This window comes from Streptomyces sp. TAA204 (genome assembly GCF_000424965.1).
In genome coordinates this window covers 116696-137704 of sequence record NZ_AUKW01000005.1, presented here as the reverse complement: position 1 = coordinate 137704, position 21009 = coordinate 116696, and the positions used below count along the sequence as shown (strand labels likewise).

Sequence of the window (21009 nt, the reverse complement as noted above, 5' to 3'; positions counted from 1 at the left end):
CGTGTGCAGGCAGCAGATGGGCGACGGGGATGGCCGAGGAGTGCCGGTGACGACCTATGACGAGCGAGCGGGCCTCAGCGAGCTGAGCGGCACTGCGGACCGCGTGCGCCGCTCGATGGAGTCTGTGATCGAGGGGAAGCCCGAGGTCGTACGGCTCTCGCTGACCGTGCTCCTCGCCGAGGGGCACCTGCTGATCGAGGACGTGCCGGGCGTCGGCAAGACCATGCTCGCCAAGGCCCTGGCACGCTCCGTGGACTGCTCCGTGCGGCGCATCCAGTTCACACCGGACCTGCTGCCCTCGGACATCACCGGGGTGAGCATCTACGACCAGCACCGGCAGGACTTCGAGTTCAAGCCGGGAGCGATCTTCGCGCAGATCGTCATCGGCGACGAGATCAACCGCGCCTCTCCCAAGACCCAGTCCGCGCTGCTGGAGTCGATGGAGGAGCGCCATGTGACGATCGACGGGCAGACGTACGAGCTGCCGTCGCCGTTCATGGTCGTGGCCACCCAGAACCCGGTCGAGATGGAGGGCACCTATCCGCTGCCCGAGGCGCAGCGCGACCGTTTCATGGCGAGAGTGTCCATCGGCTATCCCAGTCCGGCCGCCGAACTGGAGATGATCGACGTGCACGGCGCGGCCTCCCCGCTGGAGGACCTGGAGCCGGTGGCCCACGCCCACGAGATCAGCAAGCTGATCGACGCCGTGCGCGGCGTCCACGTGGCAGGCCAGGTGCGTCGCTACGCGGTGGATCTGGTCGCGGCGACCCGTACGCACGCGGACCTGCGCCTGGGCGCCTCACCGCGGGCGACGCTGCACCTGCTGCGGGCGGCGCGTGCCGCGGCCGCTCTGTCGGGACGGGAGTTCGTCCTGCCGGACGACGTGCAGGCCCTGGCGGTGCCCGTACTGGCACACCGGCTGCTGCCCACGGCACAGGCGCAGTTGAGCAGGCGGACCGCCGACCAGGTGGTCACCGAGGTCCTTCAGCGCGTACCCGTGCCGGCGGCCGCTCCCGACGGCGGTGCAGGCGCTCTGGGCAGGCCGGACGGATACGGGCAGCAGCAGCCGCGAGGTTACTGATGGACGCCTCTCCCGCCCACGGCGCGGACCGCCCCGACCGGGCGGCCCGCCAGGACCGTACGGGACCGGGAGGCGGCCGGGCGGGAGGCGGAACGCCGCTGCCCGGCCCGGTGCGGGGCGGCGGGCCGGCTGCGGACAGCCCAGGGGCGCGGGACCTGGGAACCGCCGCGGACCGCGGGTCCGGGCAGGACAACGAGCAGGAGCGGCGCGGCACTTTGCGTACCGCTCTGGGCGGGCTCACGACCAGGGGGCGGTCGTTCCTCGCCGCCGGATTCGCGGCCGCGGTCTGCGCGTACGTCCTCGGACAGACGGACCTGCTGCGCGTCGGGATGCTGCTGGCGGCACTGCCGCTGGTCTGCGTGCTGGTGCTGTACCGCACGCGCTACCGCGTGGCCGGGTCGCGCAAGCTCTCACCGGCACGGGTGACCGTGCGCGCGGAGGCCCGGGTCCACTTGCGGATCGACAACATCTCCCGGCTCCCGACCGGTCTGCTGATGCTGCAGGACCGTGTGCCGTACGTGCTGGGGCCGCGCCCCCGCTTCGTGCTGGACCGCGTCGAGCCGGGCGGGCAGCGCGAGGTGTCCTACCGTGTGCGCTCGGACATGCGGGGCTGCTACCAGCTGGGCCCGCTGCAGCTGCGGCTGACGGACCCCTTCGGGATGTGCGAACTGACCCGCTCCTTCAGCACGTACGACACGCTCACCGTGGTCCCGCAGGCCGAACCGCTGCCGCCGGTGCGGCTCTCGGGCGAGGCCACCGGCTACGGCGACGGCCGGCAGCGCTCCCTGGCACTCGCCGGTGAGGACGATGTCATCCCGCGCGGCTACCGGCACGGGGACGACGTGCGCCGCGTGCACTGGCGCTCCACCGCCCGCTACGGCGAGCTGATGGTGCGCCGGGAGGAACAGCCGCAGAAGGCGCGGTGCACCGTCCTGCTCGACACCCGCCGCGACGCGTACGCGGGCGGGGGCCCCGACTCCCCCTTCGAATGGGCCGTCGCCGGCGCCGCGTCGGTCTGTCTGCACCTGCTGGAGCGGGGCTACGCGGTACGGCTGCTGACGGACACGGGAATGATGGTCCCCGGCCCCGAGGGCGTCGGCTTCGCCGGCGACTCCTCCGACACGGCCGGTCTGCTGCTGGACACCCTCGCCCTGATCGAGCACTCGGCGGAACCGGGCATGTCCCACGCCTACGACATGCTGCGCGGCGGCTCGGCCGGCCAGGAGGGGCTGCTGGTCGCCTTCCTCGGTGAACTCGACGAGGAGCAGGCGGTCACGGTCGGGCGCATGCGGCAGCGTACGAACCGGGCGGTGGCCTTCACCTCCTCCCTCGGTGCCGGAGAGGAGAACGGCGACGCGCCGGCGGTGCACGCCGACGGCCTGCCGGGCGCGGTGGCCGGCGACGCCGCACCGTCGTCCCCGGCCGCCGCGCGGCCCGTCACGGTGGCCGGGGACGACGGTGCGCTGCGCGCACTGCGCGAAGCGGGCTGGACGGCCCTGCCGGGCGGCCCGGGCGTCGCGCTGTCCGCGCTGTGGCACGAGGCCGACAACACGACCGTGAAGGGGCTGGAGCGATGAGCGGACGGGGACGGCTCGCTCTCTGTGCGGCGCTGGCAACCCTCGCTGCGGCCTGTGCGCTGCTGCCGCTGGTGGACCCGGCGGTCTGGCTGCTGCAGGCGGCGGCGCTGCTGGGTGTGCAGACGCTGGTGGGTGCCGCGGCGCGCCGCGTACCGCTGGCGCGTGCGCTGACGGTGACGGCACAGGTGCTGGTGTCGCTGCTGCTGCTGACGCTGGTCTTCGCCCGTGATGCGGCGGTCGGCGGGCTGCTGCCGGGCCCTGCCGTCTTCGAGGAGTTCGGGCGCCTGCTGAACCAGGGCGGCCACGACGTCGGCCGGTACGCCATACCGGCACCGGTGACGGACGGCATACGGCTCATGCTGGTGGGCGGCGTCGTGGTGATCGGCCTGCTGGTGGACGCGCTCGCCGTGACGTTCCGCAGCGCCGCTCCCGCCGGACTGCCGCTGCTGGCGCTCTACTCGGTCGCGGCCGGGCTCTCACGGGACGGCGCGGACTGGCCGTGGTTCCTGCTGGCCGCGGGCGGCTATCTGCTGCTGCTGCTCGCCGAGGGCCGCGAACGGCTCTCCCAGTGGGGAAGGATCTTCACCGACCGGGGGCGGCCCGGTGCGCCCTCGTACCAGCCCGGCGCGGTGGACGGGCCCGCTGTGGCGCCCGTACGGACGGGCCGGCGGATCGGTGCGCTGACACTCGGCCTCGCCCTGATCGTTCCCGCCTTGCTTCCGTCGCTGGGGACCGGGCTGCTGGACGCGGCGGGCAGCGGCGGCGGCGTGGGCCAGAACGGCGGAACCGTCTCGGCGGTCAACCCTCTGGTGGCGCTGCAGGACAGCCTCAACCAGCCAGAGGACCGCACAGCGCTCACCTACACCACCAACACGCAGGACACCCAGGAGATGTATCTGCGGATCGTCGCCCTGGACCAGTTCGACGGCGCGTCCTGGAAGCCGTCGGAGCGCCGTATAGACGCGGTGCCCGACCCGCTGCCCACACCGCCGGGCCTGTCCCCGCAGGTGAAGACCCAGAAGGTGCGCACCAACATCTCGGCGGCCGACTGGTACGCCCAGAACTGGCTGCCGATGCCCTATCCGGCCAACCGGGTCGACATCGACGGGCGTTGGCGCTTCGAGCCGGAGGGCCGCACCCTCGTCGGCGACCGCGGCCAGAACACGAGGGGTGCGCGCTATTCGGTGGAGAGCCTGCTCGTGGAGCCGACGGCACGTCAGCTCAGACAGGCCGCGGAACCGGCGGACGGTATCGCGCAGGAGTACACGAAGGTGCCGGACTCGCTGCCGTCGCTGGTGCGGCGGACCGCCCTTCAGGTCACGCGCGGCTCGGAGAACGACTACGAACGGGCGGTGCGCCTCCAGGACTGGTTCGCCTCCGAGGGCGGCTTCACCTACGACACCCGGGTCCGCGCGGGCAGCGGTTCCGCCGCGATCGTCAACTTCCTGGAGCAGAAGGAGGGCTTCTGCGTCCACTTCGCCTTCTCGATGGCGGCCATGGCCCGCACCATGGGCATCCCCGCCAGGGTGGCGGTCGGTTTCACACCGGGGACCGCGGAGGCCGACGGCCGGATGGCGGTCGGGCTGAAGGACGCGCACGCCTGGCCTGAGCTGTACTTCGAGGGTGCCGGCTGGACCCGCTTCGAGCCGACACCCACACGCGGTTCGCCGCCGCCGTACGCGCAGCCGGACATCCCCGACACCGGTGAGAACCCCGCCGAACAGCTTCCGGAGCCCGGAGGGAACCCCGAACCGACGCCGACGCCCTCCGAGTCCGAGGAGTGCACCGCGCAGGAGAAGCGGCTGGACCCCGAGTGCGGACAGGCCGCTCCCGCCCCGGACAGCGGCGGCGACGGCGGATTCCCCGTGAGCACGGTCGCGGGGGTGACCGCCGCCGCACTGCTTGTGCTGGGACTGCCGATGCTGCCGATGCTGTGGCGCGTCAGAGCGCGGGCTCGACGGCTCGGCGGCCGTGACGGAACCGCTCCGGGGGCCGATCCGGGCGGTGCGGTGCTGGCCGCCTGGCGTGAGCTGGTCGACACCGGCTGGGACCACGGGATCGTGCCCGAGGAGTCCGCCACGCCGCGGAAGGCGGCCGAGCGCATCGCACGGATCGGTGAGCTGGACGCGGAGACAGCCGGGATCGCACACCGGGTGGCGCTGCGGGTGGAGCGTGTGCTGTACGCACCGCAGCCACAGCCGGGGGACGGAGTGCGGGAGGACGTGCTCAAGGTGTCCGCGGCACTGCGTGAGGCGGCACCTCGAGGAGTGCGTCTGCGTGCGGTGCTCATGCCTCCCTCGGCCGTTCGGGTGACGTGGGCCGTGACCCGGCGCGCGGCGGAGCTGCGGGAGCGCTGGCTGGGGGCGCTGCGAGTGCGCTTCGCGAAGTAGCCGGTGCCGGGTGCAGACGAGGCCGTGGGCAGGGGCCCGCGGCGTACGGCGTACGCCGTACGGCCCATGGCGCACACGGCGGGACCGGCCGTGGCCGGTGCGTGCCGCAGTGGGCTGTGGCTGTGGGCGGCTGCTCCCGGCCCCCTGCCCGCCGTCCGGCGCACGGCTGCGTACGGGCCGCGCAGGGCCCGCTGAGGGCTGCGTACCGTCCCGCGGCTCAGGGCCGGCAGTCCCACACGTACCGGGCACGGCACAGCTTCGGGGTTGTCCTTCCGGAGTGCGGAAGGACAACCCCGAAGAGATGCCACTGAGGAGGACGCCGCAACGGCTCTGATGCCCGGTGCTACTGGCCTTCGTCGCGGCGGCGCTGCCACCGCTCCTCGATACGGTTCATCATCGAACGACGGGCACGTGGCTGACGGCGGGCGGGCGTCCCGCCGCCGCCTCCGCTCCCGCCCTGGGCGGCGGCACCCTGCTGCTCCTGCTGCTCGCCGTTCTTGGGGGCCTTGCGCCAGCCGGTGACCGCGAGCACGGCGCATCCGAGCATGACGAGGAAACCCACGACGCTGATCCAGATCTGCTGCGCGACCATTCCGGCCATGAGCAGGGCGATGCCCACAAGAAAGCCTGCAACGGCCTGGTAGACCCGCTTGCGGGTGTACCTGCGCAGCTCACTTCCCTCGAGCGCTGTCGCGAACTTGGGATCTTCGGCGTACAGCGCTCGCTCCATCTGCTCGAGCATGCGCTGCTCGTGCTCAGAGAGCGGCACGGAGTCCTCCTACTCGTCGGTCGCGGGGGCGACCGGATGCGACTTTCCAAGGATAGGCAGGGAATCGCCCCCGTGAAACCCGCCCCTCTGCGCCAATACCTCCCACCGGGGCCGAGATGGCGGACGTAGGTGCGGGCGCGGACCCGTTCAATCCGTGCATTCCCGCACCGCCTTTCCGCCATGCCGAACGGTGTGCTCCGATCATACGGCGGTCAACAGCTGATCGGGTGAGCTACGGCCCACTGCCTCTCTGCCTGCCGGTCCGCCCCGGGCTGTGTGCCCGGACCGGTCTCTCACCGCTCGTGGTACCGCGCCTCGGCCAAGACATGCACCTGACTGGCGACGGCCTGGAAGGCGGGCAGTTCGGAAGCGGCCGCCTCCAGCCGCGCCAGTGCCTCCTGCGCGTCCGGTTCTGTGTCGACCAGCGCCCCGGGGACCAGATCGGCGAAGACACGGACCCCGTGCACGGAAGCGATCGCCAGACCCGTGGCACCGACCAGTTCGGTCAGCTGCTCGGCGGTGAAGCGCCGGGGCATCGGGTCGCTCTCGCCCCAGCGGCCGTCCGCCGCGGTGAGCGCGTGCCGCGCCTCGGTGAAGTGGCCGGCGATGGCACGTCCCAGAACGGCGCCGCCGAGCCCGGCGGCGAGCAGGCTGAGGGTGCCGCCCCCGGGGCGCAGCGCGGCGACGACGTTGCGCATGCCCTCGGCGGGATCGTCGACGTGCTCCAGGACTCCGTGACACAGGACGACGTCGTGGCCGCCGCGGTCCACGACGTCGAAGAGACCGTGGGCGTCGCCCTGCACCCCGCGTACCCGGTCTGCCACTCCGGCCTCGGCGGCGCGCCGTTCCAGCCCGAACAGCGCGTTGGGACTGGGGTCGACGACGGTGACCCGGTGGCCCAGCTCGGCCACGGGCACAGCGAAGTTTCCGGTGCCGCCACCGGTGTCGAGGACGTCCAGCGACTCCTTGCCCGCGGCCTTGGCCCGCCGGTCGAGGGCGCCTTGCAGGACTTCCCAGACCACGGCGGTACGAAGGGATGCGCTCGGGCGGGACATGAGTTGCTCCTCGGCGGCTCAGGGACGTGCGCGCCCCACCCTATTGCCTCTCATCCACGGTGATCCCCGCCACGGCGGGCAGGGCTCTATCCCGCACGCGGCCGCCGGTGCGCGGGCTCTGCCAGGGGCGGACCCGCCCGCCCCGCGGGACGCGCCGCCGACGCCTGCGGACCCGGCGGAGGAGCCGCCGGAGGGGCCGCCGGAGGGGCCTGCGGCCCGGATGCCGCCCGGGCCGGCGACGGGCGCGGAAGTGCGTCGTCGGCGGAGGCGACGCGCGGCTGCGGCAGCGCGGGCTGGGAGACCAGCATCCGCTCCACGAGCCGCAGGAAGACCTCGGTGTCGCGGACCAGGTCGTCGGCCTCACGCCAGCTCGCCGCGCCCTGTATGCCCGCCTCGGCGCGGGCACGCCTGGATGCGCCGGAGGCGAACAGGACGCTCCACTCGGCCAGTTCGGGTGCGGCCTCGGGCAGGACCTCCCACGCGCTGCGGATGGCCCGTCTGCGCCGCTCGCTGCTCTCGGGACGGCCGCGGACGGCGAGAACGGCGGCGGCGGTGCGGAGTGCGGCCAGGTGCGCGGTGGCGTATCTCTCGTTCGCCGTCTCCATCGCTGCCGCCTCGTCCAGCCCGTGCTGTGCCTGCGCGAGCAGGTCGAGCGCGGCGGGCGGAGCGGAGGCACGGCGCAGTACGGGGTGGACATCGCTCGCGGGCAGGGAGTTCGGGGGTGCTCCCCGAGAGGGTCGCTGCACGGGAACCAACCTCCTGTCGTCGTCTGGCGCTTCCGATGGTTCGGCCGTATGCGCACATCGTGGCGCATGCCACTGACAACGGCGCTGACCAGCCCAAAGGGGCTTCTCTGCACCTGAAGTCCGCACACTCGGCGCCAAGTCCCCACGGTGGCGGCCCACTTCGGGCCCGGTTCGCCTGGCCCGGCGGAGTGCGGCATACTTTTGAACTGACCAGTCAGTGCAAAAGCGAACTCCCCGGCCACCGGGAGGAAGGGCAGAGAGCCATGAGCGACCCACCACGCGAACCCCGCGGGAGGGACGGCGAAAGCAGCGACGCGGGCACGGGAGCGGGTTCCGGCAGGGACATGGGTTCCGGCACGGGCGCGGCTTCCGGCACGGGCGCGGCGATCGCCGCCGAGGGCTTCGCACTCGACGGTCCGCGCGGCCCGGTCTTCGGCGAGGTCAGCTTCGAGGCGCCGCCCGGCTCACTCGTCGCGATCGAGGGCCCGTCGGGCTCGGGCCGCACCTGCCTGCTCCTGGCACTCACCGGACGTATGAAGGCGACAGCGGGCCGGGCCACGGTGGGGGGCCACACGCTGCCCCGGCAGCTCTCGGCCGTGCGGCGGATCAGCGCGCTCGGCGCCGTCCCCGGGGTCAGCGACCTCGAACCTTCCCTGTCCGTGGCCGAGCAGTTGCGTGAACAGGTGCTGCTGCGGCGGCGGTTCGGGGGCTCGTTGGCGGAGCTCCTCCGTCCGCGCGGACGGAGGGCCGCCGGCTCCCTCGCCCGTCTCGGCTCCGCGCTGAGCGCCGCCGGCCTCGACCTGGACGTCCTGCCGAAGGGGTCCCGTACGCGCGTGCGGGACCTGGAACGGCTGGAGACCCTGCGGCTGTCCGTGGCGCTCGCTCTGCTCGGTGAGCCCCGGCTGCTGGCCGTGGACGACGTGGACCTGAAGCTCCCGGAGGCCGAACGCGAGGAGGCGTGGGCGCTGTTGCGTTCGATCGCGGACAGCGGCACGACCGTGCTGGCCGTGTGCAGCGGGGCGCCCCGGGGCGCCGTCGTCGTCCCCGCGCGCACAGGGCGGAGCGAAGCGGCGGACGGGCCGGCGACGTCCGCACGTTCGGCGGAGGAGACCGGGGAGACGAAGGAGGAGGCCGCGGATGCGCTCGCCGAGACTGGCCGCGCTTGAGCTCAAGCGGTTCGGCAGGGGCCGGCTTCCGCGTGCGGCGATGGCAGCGATGCTGCTTCTGCCGCTGCTGTACGGGGCGCTGTACCTCTGGTCGTTCTGGAATCCCTACGAACGCCTCGACAGGGTGCCCGTCGCGCTCGTCAACGAGGACCGGGGCGCCAGGACCGACAGCGGACGGCTGAACGCCGGCGACTCCGTCGCGGAGGGCCTGCACGGCAGCGACACCTTCGACTGGCACGAGACCGACGCCGCCGACGCGCGGGAAGGGGTCGCGGAGGGCCGCTACTACCTGTCGCTGACCGTCCCGGCCGACTTCAGCGAGCGGGTCGCCTCCAGCTCCGGCGACAGCCCACGGACCGGTGCGCTGAAGGTGCGCACCGACGACGCCGGCAACTACATCGTCGGGCAGATCTCCCGCTCCGTCTTCTCCGAGGTACGGGCCGCCGCCTCCAGCAAGGCCTCCCGCGGCTTCTACGACAGGATCTTCATCTCCTTCTCCACGCTGCACGACCGGACCGCGAAGGCCGCGGAAGGCGCGGACGGACTCCAGGACGGCATCGGCCGCGCGAAGAAGGGCGCCGGAAGGATCGAGGACGGCCTGGAGGACGCCGGGAAGGGCAGCGCCACGCTCAAGAGCGGCACGCAGCGGCTGCACACCGGCGCGGAAAAGCTCAGCAAGGGTTCCGGGCAGGTGGCCGCCGGTACGCAGAAGCTCGCCGACAAGGTCTCAGGTGCGGCGGGCAGGGCACGGCCCTTCCTCGACGAGCACGGTGACGAGATCGGCGCGACGGCCCGTTCCGTCGCCCGTACGACAAAGGCCCTCAAGGACGACCTCGACAAGCTGCCCGGCGCCGCGCGCAAGGCGCAGAGCGACTCCCGCGAGGCCGCGGACGCGCTCGCCGCACAGTACCGGGCACGCTGCACGGAACCGGCCGAAGAGATCTCCTCCTGCCCGCAGCTGAAGAAGGCCCGGGACGCCGCGGAGAGAACGGCCGGCATCGCCGCGGACGTCAACGCCGTCATCGAGGAGCAGAACGGGCTCACCCGGCTCGGCGACCGTCTCGGCGGCCTCAACACCCGGGCGAACGCGCTCGCGGAGCGTGCCCCGCACCTCGGGAAGGACCTCGACAGCGCCGTCGAACAGGTCGAAAAGCTCAACAAGGGCGCTCAGCGGGTCTCCGGAGGAGCGGACAAACTGGAGGCCGGCCTCGCCCGTACCGAGAGCGGGGCCGCACGGCTGAACTCGGGCATCGGCGAGCTGACCGAAGGCGCCGGCACGCTCAACGGCGGCATGTTCAAACTCGCGGACGGCTCGGCGAAGCTGTCGGGCGGACTGCACGACGGTGCGAAGAAGATCCCCGACTACGACAAGCAGGAGCGCGAGGACCGTACGGGCGTGATGGCCGACCCCGTGGGTCTCTCCTCCACCAGCGCACACTCCGCGCCCAACTACGGCACGGGTTTCGCACCGTACTTCGTCCCGCTCGCGCTGTGGGTGGGTGCGATGATCGCGTACATGCTGCTCCAGCCCCTCAACAGGCGTGCCCTGGCCGCGGGAGCCCCGGCCGGACGCGTCGCGCTCGCCGGCTGGCTGCCGGTCGCGTCGATCGGTGCCCTGCAGGCGGGCGCCCTGCTGAGCGTGCTGCACTGGGGGCTGGGGCTGCAACTGGCGCGCGGCGCGGGCACAGTGGGCTTCGTACTGCTGGTGACGCTGTGCTTCACCGCGATCGTGCAGCTGCTCAACGCCCGGTTCGGGCCGGCGGGACGCATTCTCGTACTGGCGATGCTCATGCTGCAGCTGACGTCCGCCGGGGGCACGTATCCCATCGAGACGAGCCCCGGCTTCTTCAACGCCGTGCATCCCTTCCTTCCGATGACTTACGTCGTGGAGGGGCTGCGCCATCTCATCACCGGGGGCGAACTGTGGCCGGTGTGGCGTGCGTGCCTGGTGCTGCTCGCCTTCACCGGGGGCGCGCTCGCCCTCACGGCGGCCACCGCACGGCGCAGACAGGTGTGGACGCTCGAACGGCTGCACCCGGAGATCGCGCTGTGAGCCGCGACCGCGCCGGGAGCCCGGCCGTGTCCGTGGACGGCGCCCGTGGGAGGAGGATCGGTGCATGACGAGTACCACAGCGGGTGACGGCGACCGTACGGGCGGCGCTCGTGCCCGGCGCGGAAGGAACCCCACGCGCGAGAAGCTGTTCCGGGCGGCGGTGACGCTCATCGCCGAACAGGGCTTCTCCGCCACAACGGTGGACGAGATCGCCGAGCGCGCCGGCGTCGCCAAGGGAACGGTGTACTACAACTTCACCAGCAAGAACGAACTGTTCGAGCAACTGCTGCGGCACGGTGTGGAGTTGCTCACCGCCGACCTGCAGGAGGCCGCCCGCGCGGCGGAGGAGGCGGGCCGCGGACGGGTCGACGCTCTCGATGCGATGGTCCGCGCCGGACTGGCCTTCATCGACCGCTACCCGGCCTTCACGCAGCTCTACGTCGCCGAACTGTGGCGCACCAACCGCGCCTGGAACTCCACCCTGATGACCGTCCGCAAGGAGGCAGTCGCCGTGGTGGAGGAGCAGCTGCGCTCCGGTGTCGAGGAAGGGGAGCTGAGCGGGGACATCGACATCCCCCTCACCGCCTCCGCCCTGGTGGGCATGGTGCTGGTGGCCGCCCTGGACTGGAAGGCGTTCCAGCCGGAGCGCTCCCTGGACGAGGTGCACGGCGCGCTGTCACTGCTTCTGCAGGGGCGGGTCGGGGGGTGTGCGCAGCCCCGGTAGCCGATGGACGCGCCCGCAGTCCCGAGCAGGCGCCTCCATGACAACCCGGTCCAAGGGGCTGCGCACGGTCGTCCCCCGTTTCCCCGTCCCCCGCGCGGGGCCCCCGTGACCCCGCTTCCCCCTGGCAAGGGGGCCGCTCCGTTCCGCCGCCCCGTGCCGGCGGTACCGGAGCGGCGCCCCTTGCCATGGCCGTAACTCTGCCGTCCGCACGGATCTCCGCCCATCCGCTCGGATACTCAACCGGCGGACTAGGTAGCGCTACTCAGACCTGCGCACCCCGCCCCATCAGGGGCACGGCCGCCTGCACGGGTCGCGGTCCCGTCAGGCTAAAGTCCCTCGTCATGGCACGCATTGCGGTGATCGGCGCCGGACTGGGCGCGATGGCGGCGTCGGCGCGACTGGCTGTCGCGGGGCACGAGGTGAGGGTCTACGAGCGCACGGAGACCTACGGAGGCGGTGTCCGGCGCTACGAGCGCGACGGCTTCCGCTTCGACACCGGCCCCGGACTGCTGCACCTGCCCGCCGTCTACCGCGACCTGTTCGTCAAGACGGGCCGGGAACCGCTGGAGAAGCGGGTGGAGTTGGTCCGGCCCGATCCGGCCGTGCGGCACGTCTTCGCCGACGGGACGTCCGTCTCCCTCCCGCACGCCTCGCGCGCCGGCACGATCGACGCGCTGGACGGCGCCCTGGGCGCGGGGACGGGCGAGCGCTGGACGGACCTGCTCTCCCGCGCCCGTACGGTCTGGGACGCCACCCGGCGCCCGCTGCTGGAGGAGCCGCTGAGCGCGTCGTCGTCCGCCGGCGAAGCCTCGGCGGGCACGCCCGGGGAAGCCTTCACCCAGGACCCCTACCCGGCCCTGCGCCGCGGAGGTCTGCTGCGCCGGCGCCCCCCGGCTCTCGAAGAGGTCGCCGAGCACGAACTGCGCGATCCGCGCCTCGTCTCCCTCCTGGCCAGCCACGCGCACGCCTACGGCCTGGACCCGCGGTGGGCCCCCGCCAGCGCGACGGTGCTGGCGTATCTGGAGCACACCTTCGGCAGCTGGTACGTACGCGGCGGGATACGCGAGTTGGCCCGTGCGCTGTACGAGCGCTGCCGGGAGCGCAAGGTGGAGTTCCACTTCGGCACGGAGGTACTGGGCGTCCGCGAGGACGGCGGCCGGGTCTCGGGGCTGGAGCTGGCCGGAGCGGCGGAGACCGACGCGGACGCGGACGCGGACGCCGTGGTCGCCGGAAGCTTCCGTCCGCTGCTGCGCACGGACGTGCCCCCCGCGCAGGCGGCGGGCGTGCCCGCCACCTCCCGACTCACGGTGCTCCTCGCGCTTCGCGGCGCCCGGCCGGAGGGAACCGTGCACCGCACGGTCGTGCACCGGGCGGACGCACCTGGACAGCCACTGACCGTGCTCCGCCCGGACGACCCTTCACTCTGCCCGGACGACGGGCACGAGACGGCCGTGCTGTCGGTGACCGTCGGGGCGGAGGAGGTCCGCTGCCGGGAGGACGCATCCCTGCTGGCGGACCGGCTCGTCGCTGCGGCCGATGCGGCAGGACTGGGCCTGGGCGGGCGTGTGCTGTGGCGGGAGGTGCGTTCGCCCGCCGACATCGAGGCGGAGACGGGTGTTCCCGGCGGGCTGGTGCCTCCGCCCGCGCTGGCCGGGCCGAGCGCACGCGGCGGACTGGGCGCGCGGGCGAGACGGGCCGGAGATGTGCGTCCGCCCAACAGGACGGCAACCGAAGGGCTCTACCACGCGGGCGGCTGGGCGCATCCGGGCGGCGGGACGGCACATGCCGGAATGTCCGGCGCGTTGGTCGCCGGACTGATCGTGGAGGGGGACGGCTGGCGAGGCTCGCGGTGAGGGACTGCTCCGCCGGAGCGCCGCGCGGCCGACGGTGTCCGGACGGTCGTCGAGGAACGGCCCCGCGGCGGGTGCAGGGTGTGTGCAGGGTAGCGGTCGGTGATCCTTGTGGGGTCGGGCGCTGAGTTCCAGGACGGTGTCGGTGCTCACCTCCGTACCTGTGGTCGTGGCGGGGTTGGTTCTGGCAGCAGCGGGCGAGGACTTCGAGGCCGAGGTAGCGGCGTCCTTCGGCCCGTTCGTCCGTCTGCTCGGCCAGCACCGCGCCGACCAGGTGCACGATCGAGTTCCTGTTCGGGAAGATGCCCACCGAGTCAGTGCGGCGGCGGATCTCGCGGTTGAGGCGCTCGGTCGGGTTGTGGGTCCGGCAGCGTTGCCAGACCGCGCCGGGCAGGTTGGCCGCGATGGCCTCCACGAGGTCGGCGTGCGCGTCGGAGACGACCAGGCGGACCCCGGCCAGGCCACGGGCGACCAGATCGGCGAAGAACTCGTTCCAGGCCGCCCTGGTCTCGCTGGTGGCGACCCGCCGATCCTTGCCGAGTTCAGTGCAGTGGCCACTGCCTCCTGGAATTCCCGTCGACGGGCGCACCAGCACTAAAGCAACGGGTTGTTGCTATAGTCATGGGAGGTTGGTACCGGACTCAAGGGGGGGAGAGAGAATGAAGATTCTGATCAGTGGTGCAGGAGCGGCAGGACTGTGTGCGGGCATCAATCTGACGCGCGCCGGGCACGAGGTCGAGATCGTCGAACGTGCGGACCACCTGCGCGTCAACGGCTCGCCCATCGATGTGCGTGGCGATGCGCTCGAGACGGCCAAGCAGATGGGCATCCTGGAGGCGGTGCACGAACGGCGGATCACCATGACCGAGGAGACAAAGTTCGTCGACCGGTCCGGCGCGGTGGTCGCATCCCTGATGATGCAGGAGATCAACGAGACCTCTGCCGACATCGAACTGCCGCGCGAAGACCTCATGATCATCCTGCGGCGGGCCCTGCCCGAGCAGGTCGACCTGCGCTTTGAGGAGTCCATCGCGATGCTGGTCGACGACGGGGATCAGGTCGCGGTCACCTTCACCTCCGGCCGCGAGGCCACCTACGACATCGTGGTCGGTGCCGACGGGGTGCACTCGACGGTGCGCCGGCTGGTCTTTGGCCCGGAGACGGAGTTCAGCGAGCCCCTCGGGGTATACGTCGCGCTCGCGGACGCGCCCGGCCAGGTGACGCCGGGCGACACCCGGGTAACGGAGATCCTCAACCTGCCGGGGCGCTTCGCGGGCGTGGCCCGCTACAACGACAAGGCTCTGGCAGTGTTCGAATTCCGGTCCGACCCGATCGACTACGACTACCACGACCTGGCCGCACAGAAGCGGATCCTGGCCGAGACCTTCGCAGGGCTCGAGGACTGGAAGGTCCCCGAGCTGATCGAGACAGCTCAGCACGATCCCGAGCTCTACTTCGACGGGATCGTCCTGATCCACATGCCGACCTGGCACCGAGGACGGGTCGTGCTGATCGGGGACGCTGCGCACTGCGCGACACCGATGGCCGGGCGCGGCACCTCACTGGCACTGCTCGGAGCATGGACGCTCACGGAGGAGCTCGCTCGCCACGGCGAGAACCTCGAGGCGGCCTTCGGCGCCTACGAGCAACGCCAGCGCCCTCACGCGACGGCAGCCCAGGAGTTCGCACGCGGCGGGGCAGACCTCGTGGTCCCCGACACCTGGGAAGCCATCGAAGCGCGCAACGCCCGGCTACGCGCGGCACAGCCGCAGTAGGCTTCTGGCCGTGGCCGAGCGCGAACCCCAGCGAGAACCAACCCGCCGCCCGGGCGGACGCACCGCCCGGGTGCGGCGCCGGATCCTCGAGGCCGCTACCGAGCTGATTGCCCGCGACGGTATCGGCGGGCTGCGCTACGACCAGGCCGCCGAGCTTGCCGGGGTGAACAAGACCACCGTTTACCGGAACTGGCCCGACCGCAACGCACTGGTAGCTGACGCGCTCGCCACTTTTGGCGCCGATGTCGCACCCTTGCATGACTCGGACGACCTTGACGCCGACCTCGCCGACTTCCTCGAAGGGCTCGCCCTGGCCACCGCGAGCCCGCAAGGCCGGGCACTGCTGAATGTGGTGACCTCGGCCCGTGAAAATCCCGAACTGCGGGCCGTCGTCGACAACGTGTTCGATCGGCGCCTGGCGCTTCTACGAGATCGCCTGCAGACTGCGGTTGAGCGTGGCGAGCTGCCCGCGATCGACTTCTCCCTGCTCGGTGCGATGCTTGCCGGACCCGTCCAGCTGTTCGTCACCCGCGGCGCCCGCAGGTTCACCCGCGCCGACGCCTGCCAGGTGGTCGCAGTCGTGCTCGCCGGAGTGCGCGCCACCGCCACGGGATCACCAGGGGAGGTCCACGCCCTCCCAGGATGTGAAGGTGCCGGAAGGCGCGTCCGGGCCGAGGCGGGCGACGCGCACCACCTCGCGAGAGGCAGCCTCGATCGATTCCGTTCCCTCGAAGTTGACCAGAGCGGTGATCGCAAATCCTGGTGAGACGAGGTTGACCTTGACGCTGCTGCCCTCCAGCTCGATCATCATCGACAGCGTCACGGCGTTGAGGGCCGCCTTTGACGCGGCGTAGACCGGTTCGAAGGCGGAACGGTAGGTGAAGGCGGGATCGGCCATGGTCGTCAGCGAGCCGAGTGCACTCGTGACATTGACGATGCGCGCACCCGATGACCTACGCAGCAGTGGCAGCATGGCCCGGTACATCGCCAGGGCACCGAAGACGTTCACCTCCCACACGGCCCGTACCTCATCGAGGGAAGCGGTGCTGGCCTTCGACGCCTCGCGGAGCTCGGCCAGATCATGGACGTCCGAGCGAGTGGTGGAGATGCCGGCGTTGTTGACGAGGAGGTCGAGGCGGCCGAACTCTTCACGGACCCGTTCGGTGGCCGAGGCGATCGACTCCGCGTCGGTCACGTCGAGCTGGAGCGGGATGGCACCCGCGCCGATCTCCGCGGCCGCCGTCCGCCCACGGGCGAGATCGCGCGACCCGACGAACACGGTGAGGCCATCCGCGACCAGTTCCTTCGCGACATGGTTGCCCATGCCCTGGTTGGCTCCGGTGACGAGAGCGATGCGATTCGTGGGCACGAGGCCCTCCCCTGTCTGTCGTGACTTGCGTCGGACGAGCCACGTGCCGGTCGGCACCGCGCTCTCTCGCAACTGTGCGGGACCTCCAGCCGGCGAAGAAGACCTCCTCGACCCTAGGAGTGGCAGGACCAGCCAACGCATCCCGGGGGGAACTACCATTGACGACGATGGCGGACGAGACCGGCGAAACCCGCGAGAACAGGCTCGGCGAGTACCTGCGCGCTCGGCGGAAACTGGTGTCCCCGAGAGCGGTGGGTCTGCCCGAGGACCGGCGCCGTCGGGTGCCGGGGCTGCGCCGCGAAGAACTGGCCACACTCGCGGGCATCAGCTCGGACTACTACCTGCGCCTGGAGCAAGGGCGCAACCGAAATCCGTCTGTGCAGGTGCTCGAAGCCATCGCACGGGCACTGCAGCTCGACGAGTCGTCCACCGAATACGTCCTCGAGCTGAGCTCCGCCAAGCCACGGGACCCCTTGTGCCGTGAGACGGTCGCACCCCGGGTCACGGAGCTCGTCCACTCGATCAACCTGCCTGCGTTCGTCACCGGGCGATACCTGGAGGTGCTCGCGAGCAACCCGCTCGCCCGCGCCCTCTCCCCCGCGCTCCGGCCGGGGGAGAATCTGCTCCGGGCCCTGTTTCTCGACACGGACCAGCGCATGCACCTCGACCACCACGAGATGGTCGCGATGTTCCGCAAACACGTAGGGACCGATCTCGATGACCCACGGGTCGTGCAACTGGTCAGTGAGCTGTCACTGGCCAGCGAAGCGTTCCAGGAGGTCTGGGCCCGGCATGAAGTGCGTCCGGCCCGGGGCGGCCCCGTCCTCATCGATCACCCGCACGTCGGCCCGATGGAGTTGAACCTCTCCAAGCTCGCCGTGGACGACACCAGCGACCAGCTGCTCGTTGTCTACCACCCCACCGACAGCCACCCGGAGAGCAGGGACCGACTCATCCTGCTCACGTCCTTGACCGCCGGTCGCTCCGGTGTGTGAATCGGCGGCGCTTCGTCGGTGGTGGCATCGGTAGCCTTCATGGAACTTCGGTTGGTGCGGCTCCGGCGATTCGTGCGGCGGCACTTCGGCCGTCTCAAGTAATTCCGTGCAATCGCAACCCGTTTCGGCAAACTCGCCGACCGCTACCGGGCCGGAGTCCACCTCGCCTCACTCATTCTCTGGCTCCGCGAACCCACCCAAGATCCTTTGTCGGACCAGACCTAGTAGTAGTAGCCGTTCCCCTGTGCCCCGTAACCGTTCGGGTCTCCGTTCTGGTACGGGTAGGGCTGCTGTCCGGACTGCGTCTGGTCGTTGGGGTCGCGCTGCTGCGGCACCCAGACCCCGCCGCCGCCGGTCGGTGCCTGGGGGAAGTAGGACTGCTCCTCGCCATAGGGGGCGCCCGAGCCGTACATGGTTCCGTAGCCGTCGCTGCCGTCGCCGCCGTAACCGTTGGATCCGTAGCCGTTGGATCCGTACGCGTCGCCGCCGTAGCCGCCGACGCCGTAGCCGTCACTGCCGTAACCGTCGGCCCCGTAGCCGTTGGATCCGTACGCGTCGCCGCCGTAGCCACCGACGCCGTAGCCGTCACTGCCGTAACCGTCGGCCCCGAAGCCGCCGGCGGCACCGGTTCCGTACGGGGCTTGGGCACCGTAGCCCGGCTGCTCGCCGGCGCCGTAGCCGCCGCCGTAGGTGTCGTATCCGCCTTCGAAGGAGCCGCCCTCGAAGGAGGATGCGCCGCTGTAGCCCGCGTTCCCGTCATAGCCGAAGTACGGGTCGGCGTACGCGGCGTACTGCTGCTGATCGGCCTGGTCGGGATATATGCCCCGCTGGTCGGCGCCGGCTTGGCCGAGACCGCCGTAGCCGCCGAAGTTGATCTCACCCGTCTCGTCCGGCAGCGGGCCGGGCTGGTAGACGGGGACGGAGGACTGCTGACCGGTCAGCGGGCTGTCGTAGCCGTTCGCGGCGAACTGGCCGGAGTCGTAGCCGCCCGGCCGGTAGCCGTAGGAGTCGAAGGACTGGGTGTCGTAACTGTCGTACCCGGCTGGGCTGAAGGAGTCGGCGGCGGCGAAGCCGCGCGTCTCGTAGCCGTTGGACTCGAAGGCTTCCGAGCGGTAGCCGTTCGCGCCGACGGCGCTCATCTCGAAGGTTTCCGAACCGTACCCGGCGCCCTGCCCGGACAGCGCCGGTACCGGTTCCGGTGCCTCGATCCCGACCGGCGGCGGAGCGCTCTCCAGCTCCGGCTCGGGCTCCTCCTCACGGCGGCCCTTTCGAACTCCGGGCACACCGTTGAGTGCCCAGCCCGCCGCGAAGCCGCGGCGGTAGGACAGGGTCACGAAGGTCTGGCCCGTGGCGAAGGCGGCGATGCCCAGCCCGATCACGAAGACCGAGGGGATCAGCGCCCCCGCCACGACGCACAGGAAGCCGGTGAAGGCCAGCAGCCTCCAGCGCAGTCGGGCCTTGTACTGCAGCAGCACTTCGCCCAGAAGCCACAGCGCAACGATCCCGAACGCGATGTAGAGGACTGTCCAGCCCATATAAGCCCCCTCTTCTCACTGCCTCGGCCGGCTGCTCCGGCTCAGGTCCGCTCGCGGAGTCCAAGATTCTGGTGGATTTCCAGTGTTGCCGTGGAGTTGTTGAGCGTAATGAAGTGAAGTCCCGGGACGTCCTCGGCCAACAGCCTCGCACACAACTCCGTGGCGTACTCGATTCCGACCGAGCGTACCGCCGCGGGGTCGTCCTCGACCGCCCGGAGCCTCTCCGCCATCTCGGGCGGAATCGTCGCGTTGCTCAGCTGCGCGAAGCGCTCGATCTGGCCCACGTTGGTGACCGGCATGATCTCGGGGATGATCGGGGTCTCGCAACCCGCCGCGGCCGCGCTGTCCCGCAGCCGCAGGTAGTCCTCCGCCCGGAAGAACATCTGCGTGATCGCGTAATCCGCCCCGGCACGGCACTTGTTGACGAAGTGGGCCACGTCGGTGTCCCAGTCGCTGGAGCGCGGGTGCATCTCGGGGAAGGCGGCGACGCCTACGCAGAAGTCGCCGGACTCCTTGACCAGTTCGACGAGTTCGGAGGCGTAGGTGAGTCCTTCCGGATGCTTGAGCCAGTCCCCCATCGGGTCGCCGGGAGGGTCACCGCGTACGGCGAGCACGTTGCGGATGCCCGCGTCGGCGTACTGTCCGATGACGTTGCGCAGCTCGGACCGCGAGTGGTTGACGGCGGTGAGGTGAGCGACGGGGGTGAGGGTCGTCTCCGTGGCGATCCGTTCGGTGTTGCGCACTGTGCCTTCACGGGAGGAGCCGCCCGCGCCGTAGGTCACGGAGACGAAGGTCGGCGAGACCGCTTCGATCCGCCGCAGTGCGTTCCACAGCGAGCGCTCGCCCTTCTCGGTCTTGGGGGCGAAGAACTCGAAGGAGTACGACTTCTGCCCGGAGGCGAGCAGGTCACGCACGGTCGTCATCCGGTCTGTCCTGGTAGCTGAGATACCGATGGCCATGACTGCAGGCTATCGGCCTTGGCTAGAGGGCAACCCGGGCCGGACGGACTCCGCTTCCTCCTCGGCCCGCTCACGCAGCCTCCCGGCGAGCGAGGCGGCTGCCGCCTCCGGATCGTCCGCGCCGGTCAGCACGCGTACGACGACCACGCGCCGGGCGCCCGCGTCGAGCACCTCATCCAGGTTGGAGCCGTCGATCCCGCCGATGGCGAACCAGGGGCGGGCAGGTGCGAGGGACGCCGTGTACCGCACCAGCGGAAGGCCGGGGGCGTGCCGTCCCGGCTTGGTGGGGGTGGGCCAGCACGGTCCGGTGCAGAAGTAGTCCACGCCGGGCTCGGCCACCGCGGCGTCGACCTCGGCCTCGGCGTGCGTGGAGCGGCCGAGGACGGTCTCCTCGCCGAGGATCGCCCGGGCGGCCGGAACGGGCAGGTCCCCCTGGCCCAGATGCAGCACTCCGGCACCGGCGGCGTGCGCGACGTCCGCGCGGTCGTTGACGGCGAGCAGCTTGCCGTGCCGGCGGCAGGCGTCCGCGAAGACCTTGAGGTGCTCCAGCTCCTCGGCGGCCTCCAGGGTCTTCTCGCGGAGCTGGACGATGTCGACCCCGCCGCGCAGCACCGCGTCCAGGAACTGCGGCAGGTCGCCCTGTTCCCTGCGGGCATCGGTGCACAGGTACAGGCGAGCGTCGGCGAGCTGCCGGCGGACGGTTGCAGCGCTCATGGCGTCTCCCGGACAGAGTGCGGATCGGGCGCGTACGGGCACGCGCAGGGGCCGGACATCGGCCTCAGGACGGGCACGTAGGGAGGAGCGTACGGAACGGGGCCCGCGGACAGGGGCGTAAGGGCAGGCCACCGCGGCACGGCGGTGCGGTCCGCACACCGGTCGGCGCGGTGCGGTGCGGTGCGACGGCGCGGCGCGGCAGTGGGCCGCGGCGCACCGCCGCGTGCCCGCGAAGGTCCGTCGAACGCACC

15 protein-coding genes and 4 pseudogenes are annotated in these 21009 nt (G+C 71.5%); 11 read left to right on the top strand and 8 right to left on the bottom strand.

The genetic code is table 11. The features are described from left to right. The first annotated feature begins 46 nt into the window (after positions 1 to 46). From H343_RS0111415 to H343_RS0111405, 3 genes are read left to right on the top strand one after another with little or no spacing between them, the layout of a single operon-like run. On the top strand, positions 47 to 1081 hold the full coding sequence (locus H343_RS0111415) for an AAA family ATPase (RefSeq protein WP_028431245.1): 1035 nt from the start codon (positions 47 to 49) through the stop codon (positions 1079 to 1081). Beyond that, positions 1081 to 2658, top strand: coding sequence for a DUF58 domain-containing protein (locus H343_RS0111410; RefSeq protein WP_106958826.1), 1578 nt, complete (start codon positions 1081 to 1083; stop codon positions 2656 to 2658). Before H343_RS0111415 ends, H343_RS0111410 begins: the two co-directional genes overlap by 1 nt. After that, entirely contained in the window at positions 2655 to 5048 is a 2394-nt protein-coding gene (locus H343_RS0111405) for a transglutaminase TgpA family protein (protein WP_028431243.1), read from the top strand. Before H343_RS0111410 ends, H343_RS0111405 begins: the two co-directional genes overlap by 4 nt. 343 nt (positions 5049 to 5391) lie before the next feature. On the opposite strand, the gene H343_RS0111400 is transcribed toward H343_RS0111405, so the two are convergent. The 3 genes and pseudogenes from H343_RS0111400 to H343_RS30175 all read right to left on the bottom strand — a co-directional run. After that, the gene (locus tag H343_RS0111400; protein ID WP_028431242.1) at positions 5392 to 5817 is read right to left on the bottom strand and encodes a DUF3040 domain-containing protein; all 426 of its coding nucleotides are present in this window, start codon (positions 5815 to 5817) and stop codon (positions 5392 to 5394) included. A gap of 293 nt (positions 5818 to 6110) precedes the next feature. Further along, a complete protein-coding gene (locus H343_RS0111395) occupies positions 6111 to 6872 on the bottom strand; it encodes a methyltransferase (RefSeq protein ID WP_028431241.1) in 762 nt (253 codons plus the stop codon). Positions 6873 to 7144: 272 nt separating this feature from the next. Next, positions 7145 to 7627 (bottom strand): annotated as a pseudogene (locus H343_RS30175) (SAV_6107 family HEPN domain-containing protein); the annotation flags it as partial. Between the two features lie 335 nt (positions 7628 to 7962). Here H343_RS30175 and H343_RS0111380 point away from each other — a divergent pair. The 4 genes from H343_RS0111380 (at position 7963) to H343_RS0111365 (ending at position 13414) form a co-directional block, all read left to right on the top strand. Next, positions 7963 to 8784 (top strand): ATP-binding cassette domain-containing protein, encoded by an 822-nt coding sequence (locus tag H343_RS0111380; protein WP_028431480.1) that lies wholly within the window; start codon positions 7963 to 7965, stop codon positions 8782 to 8784. Then, positions 8756 to 10837 (top strand): YhgE/Pip domain-containing protein, encoded by a 2082-nt coding sequence (locus H343_RS0111375; protein ID WP_028431240.1) that lies wholly within the window; start codon positions 8756 to 8758, stop codon positions 10835 to 10837. The genes H343_RS0111380 and H343_RS0111375 overlap by 29 nt, the downstream gene beginning before the upstream one ends. Before the next feature lie 64 nt (positions 10838 to 10901). Next, on the top strand, positions 10902 to 11561 hold the full coding sequence (locus tag H343_RS0111370) for a TetR/AcrR family transcriptional regulator (protein ID WP_028431239.1): 660 nt from the start codon (positions 10902 to 10904) through the stop codon (positions 11559 to 11561). A gap of 341 nt (positions 11562 to 11902) precedes the next feature. Further along, the gene (locus tag H343_RS0111365) at positions 11903 to 13414 is read left to right on the top strand and encodes a phytoene desaturase family protein (protein WP_028431238.1); all 1512 of its coding nucleotides are present in this window, start codon (positions 11903 to 11905) and stop codon (positions 13412 to 13414) included. Positions 13415 to 13531: 117 nt separating this feature from the next. Here H343_RS0111365 and H343_RS34195 read toward each other — a convergent pair. Beyond that, a pseudogene (locus tag H343_RS34195) lies at positions 13532 to 14012 on the bottom strand (transposase); the annotation flags it as partial. A gap of 58 nt (positions 14013 to 14070) precedes the next feature. Between H343_RS34195 and H343_RS0111355 the strand changes: the two are divergent. Beyond that, positions 14071 to 15186 (top strand): FAD-dependent monooxygenase, encoded by a 1116-nt coding sequence (locus H343_RS0111355; RefSeq protein WP_028431236.1) that lies wholly within the window; start codon positions 14071 to 14073, stop codon positions 15184 to 15186. Between the two features lie 10 nt (positions 15187 to 15196). Then, positions 15197 to 15754: pseudogene (locus tag H343_RS34190) on the top strand (TetR/AcrR family transcriptional regulator); the annotation flags it as partial. A 45-nt stretch (positions 15755 to 15799) separates the two neighbouring features. Here H343_RS34190 and H343_RS0111350 read toward each other — a convergent pair. Then, positions 15800 to 16555, bottom strand: a complete 756-nt coding sequence (locus H343_RS0111350) for an SDR family NAD(P)-dependent oxidoreductase (protein ID WP_037903442.1) — start codon at positions 16553 to 16555, stop codon at positions 15800 to 15802. Between the two features lie 167 nt (positions 16556 to 16722). On the opposite strand from H343_RS0111350, the gene H343_RS0111345 reads away from it, so the two are divergent. Together H343_RS0111345 and H343_RS35550 are read left to right on the top strand one after the other, a co-directional pair. Beyond that, positions 16723 to 17550 (top strand): MmyB family transcriptional regulator, encoded by an 828-nt coding sequence (locus H343_RS0111345; protein ID WP_028431234.1) that lies wholly within the window; start codon positions 16723 to 16725, stop codon positions 17548 to 17550. Between the two features lie 69 nt (positions 17551 to 17619). Continuing rightward, positions 17620 to 17775, top strand: a pseudogene (locus H343_RS35550) (IS5/IS1182 family transposase); the annotation flags it as partial. On the opposite strand, the gene H343_RS34180 reads toward H343_RS35550, so the two are convergent. From H343_RS34180 to thiE, 3 genes are read right to left on the bottom strand one after another with little or no spacing between them, the layout of a single operon-like run. Further along, complete coding sequence (locus tag H343_RS34180; RefSeq protein ID WP_078505436.1) at positions 17772 to 19085, bottom strand: hypothetical protein; 1314 nt, start codon at positions 19083 to 19085, stop codon at positions 17772 to 17774. The pseudogene H343_RS35550 and the gene H343_RS34180 overlap by 4 nt on opposite strands. A 41-nt stretch (positions 19086 to 19126) precedes the next feature. After that, a complete protein-coding gene (gene metF, locus H343_RS0111335; protein WP_028431233.1) occupies positions 19127 to 20044 on the bottom strand; it encodes a methylenetetrahydrofolate reductase [NAD(P)H] in 918 nt (305 codons plus the stop codon). 9 nt (positions 20045 to 20053) lie between these two features. Further along, positions 20054 to 20758, bottom strand: a complete 705-nt coding sequence (thiE, locus tag H343_RS30165; protein ID WP_051265017.1) for a thiamine phosphate synthase — start codon at positions 20756 to 20758, stop codon at positions 20054 to 20056. Positions 20759 to 21009: the final 251 nt, after the last annotated feature.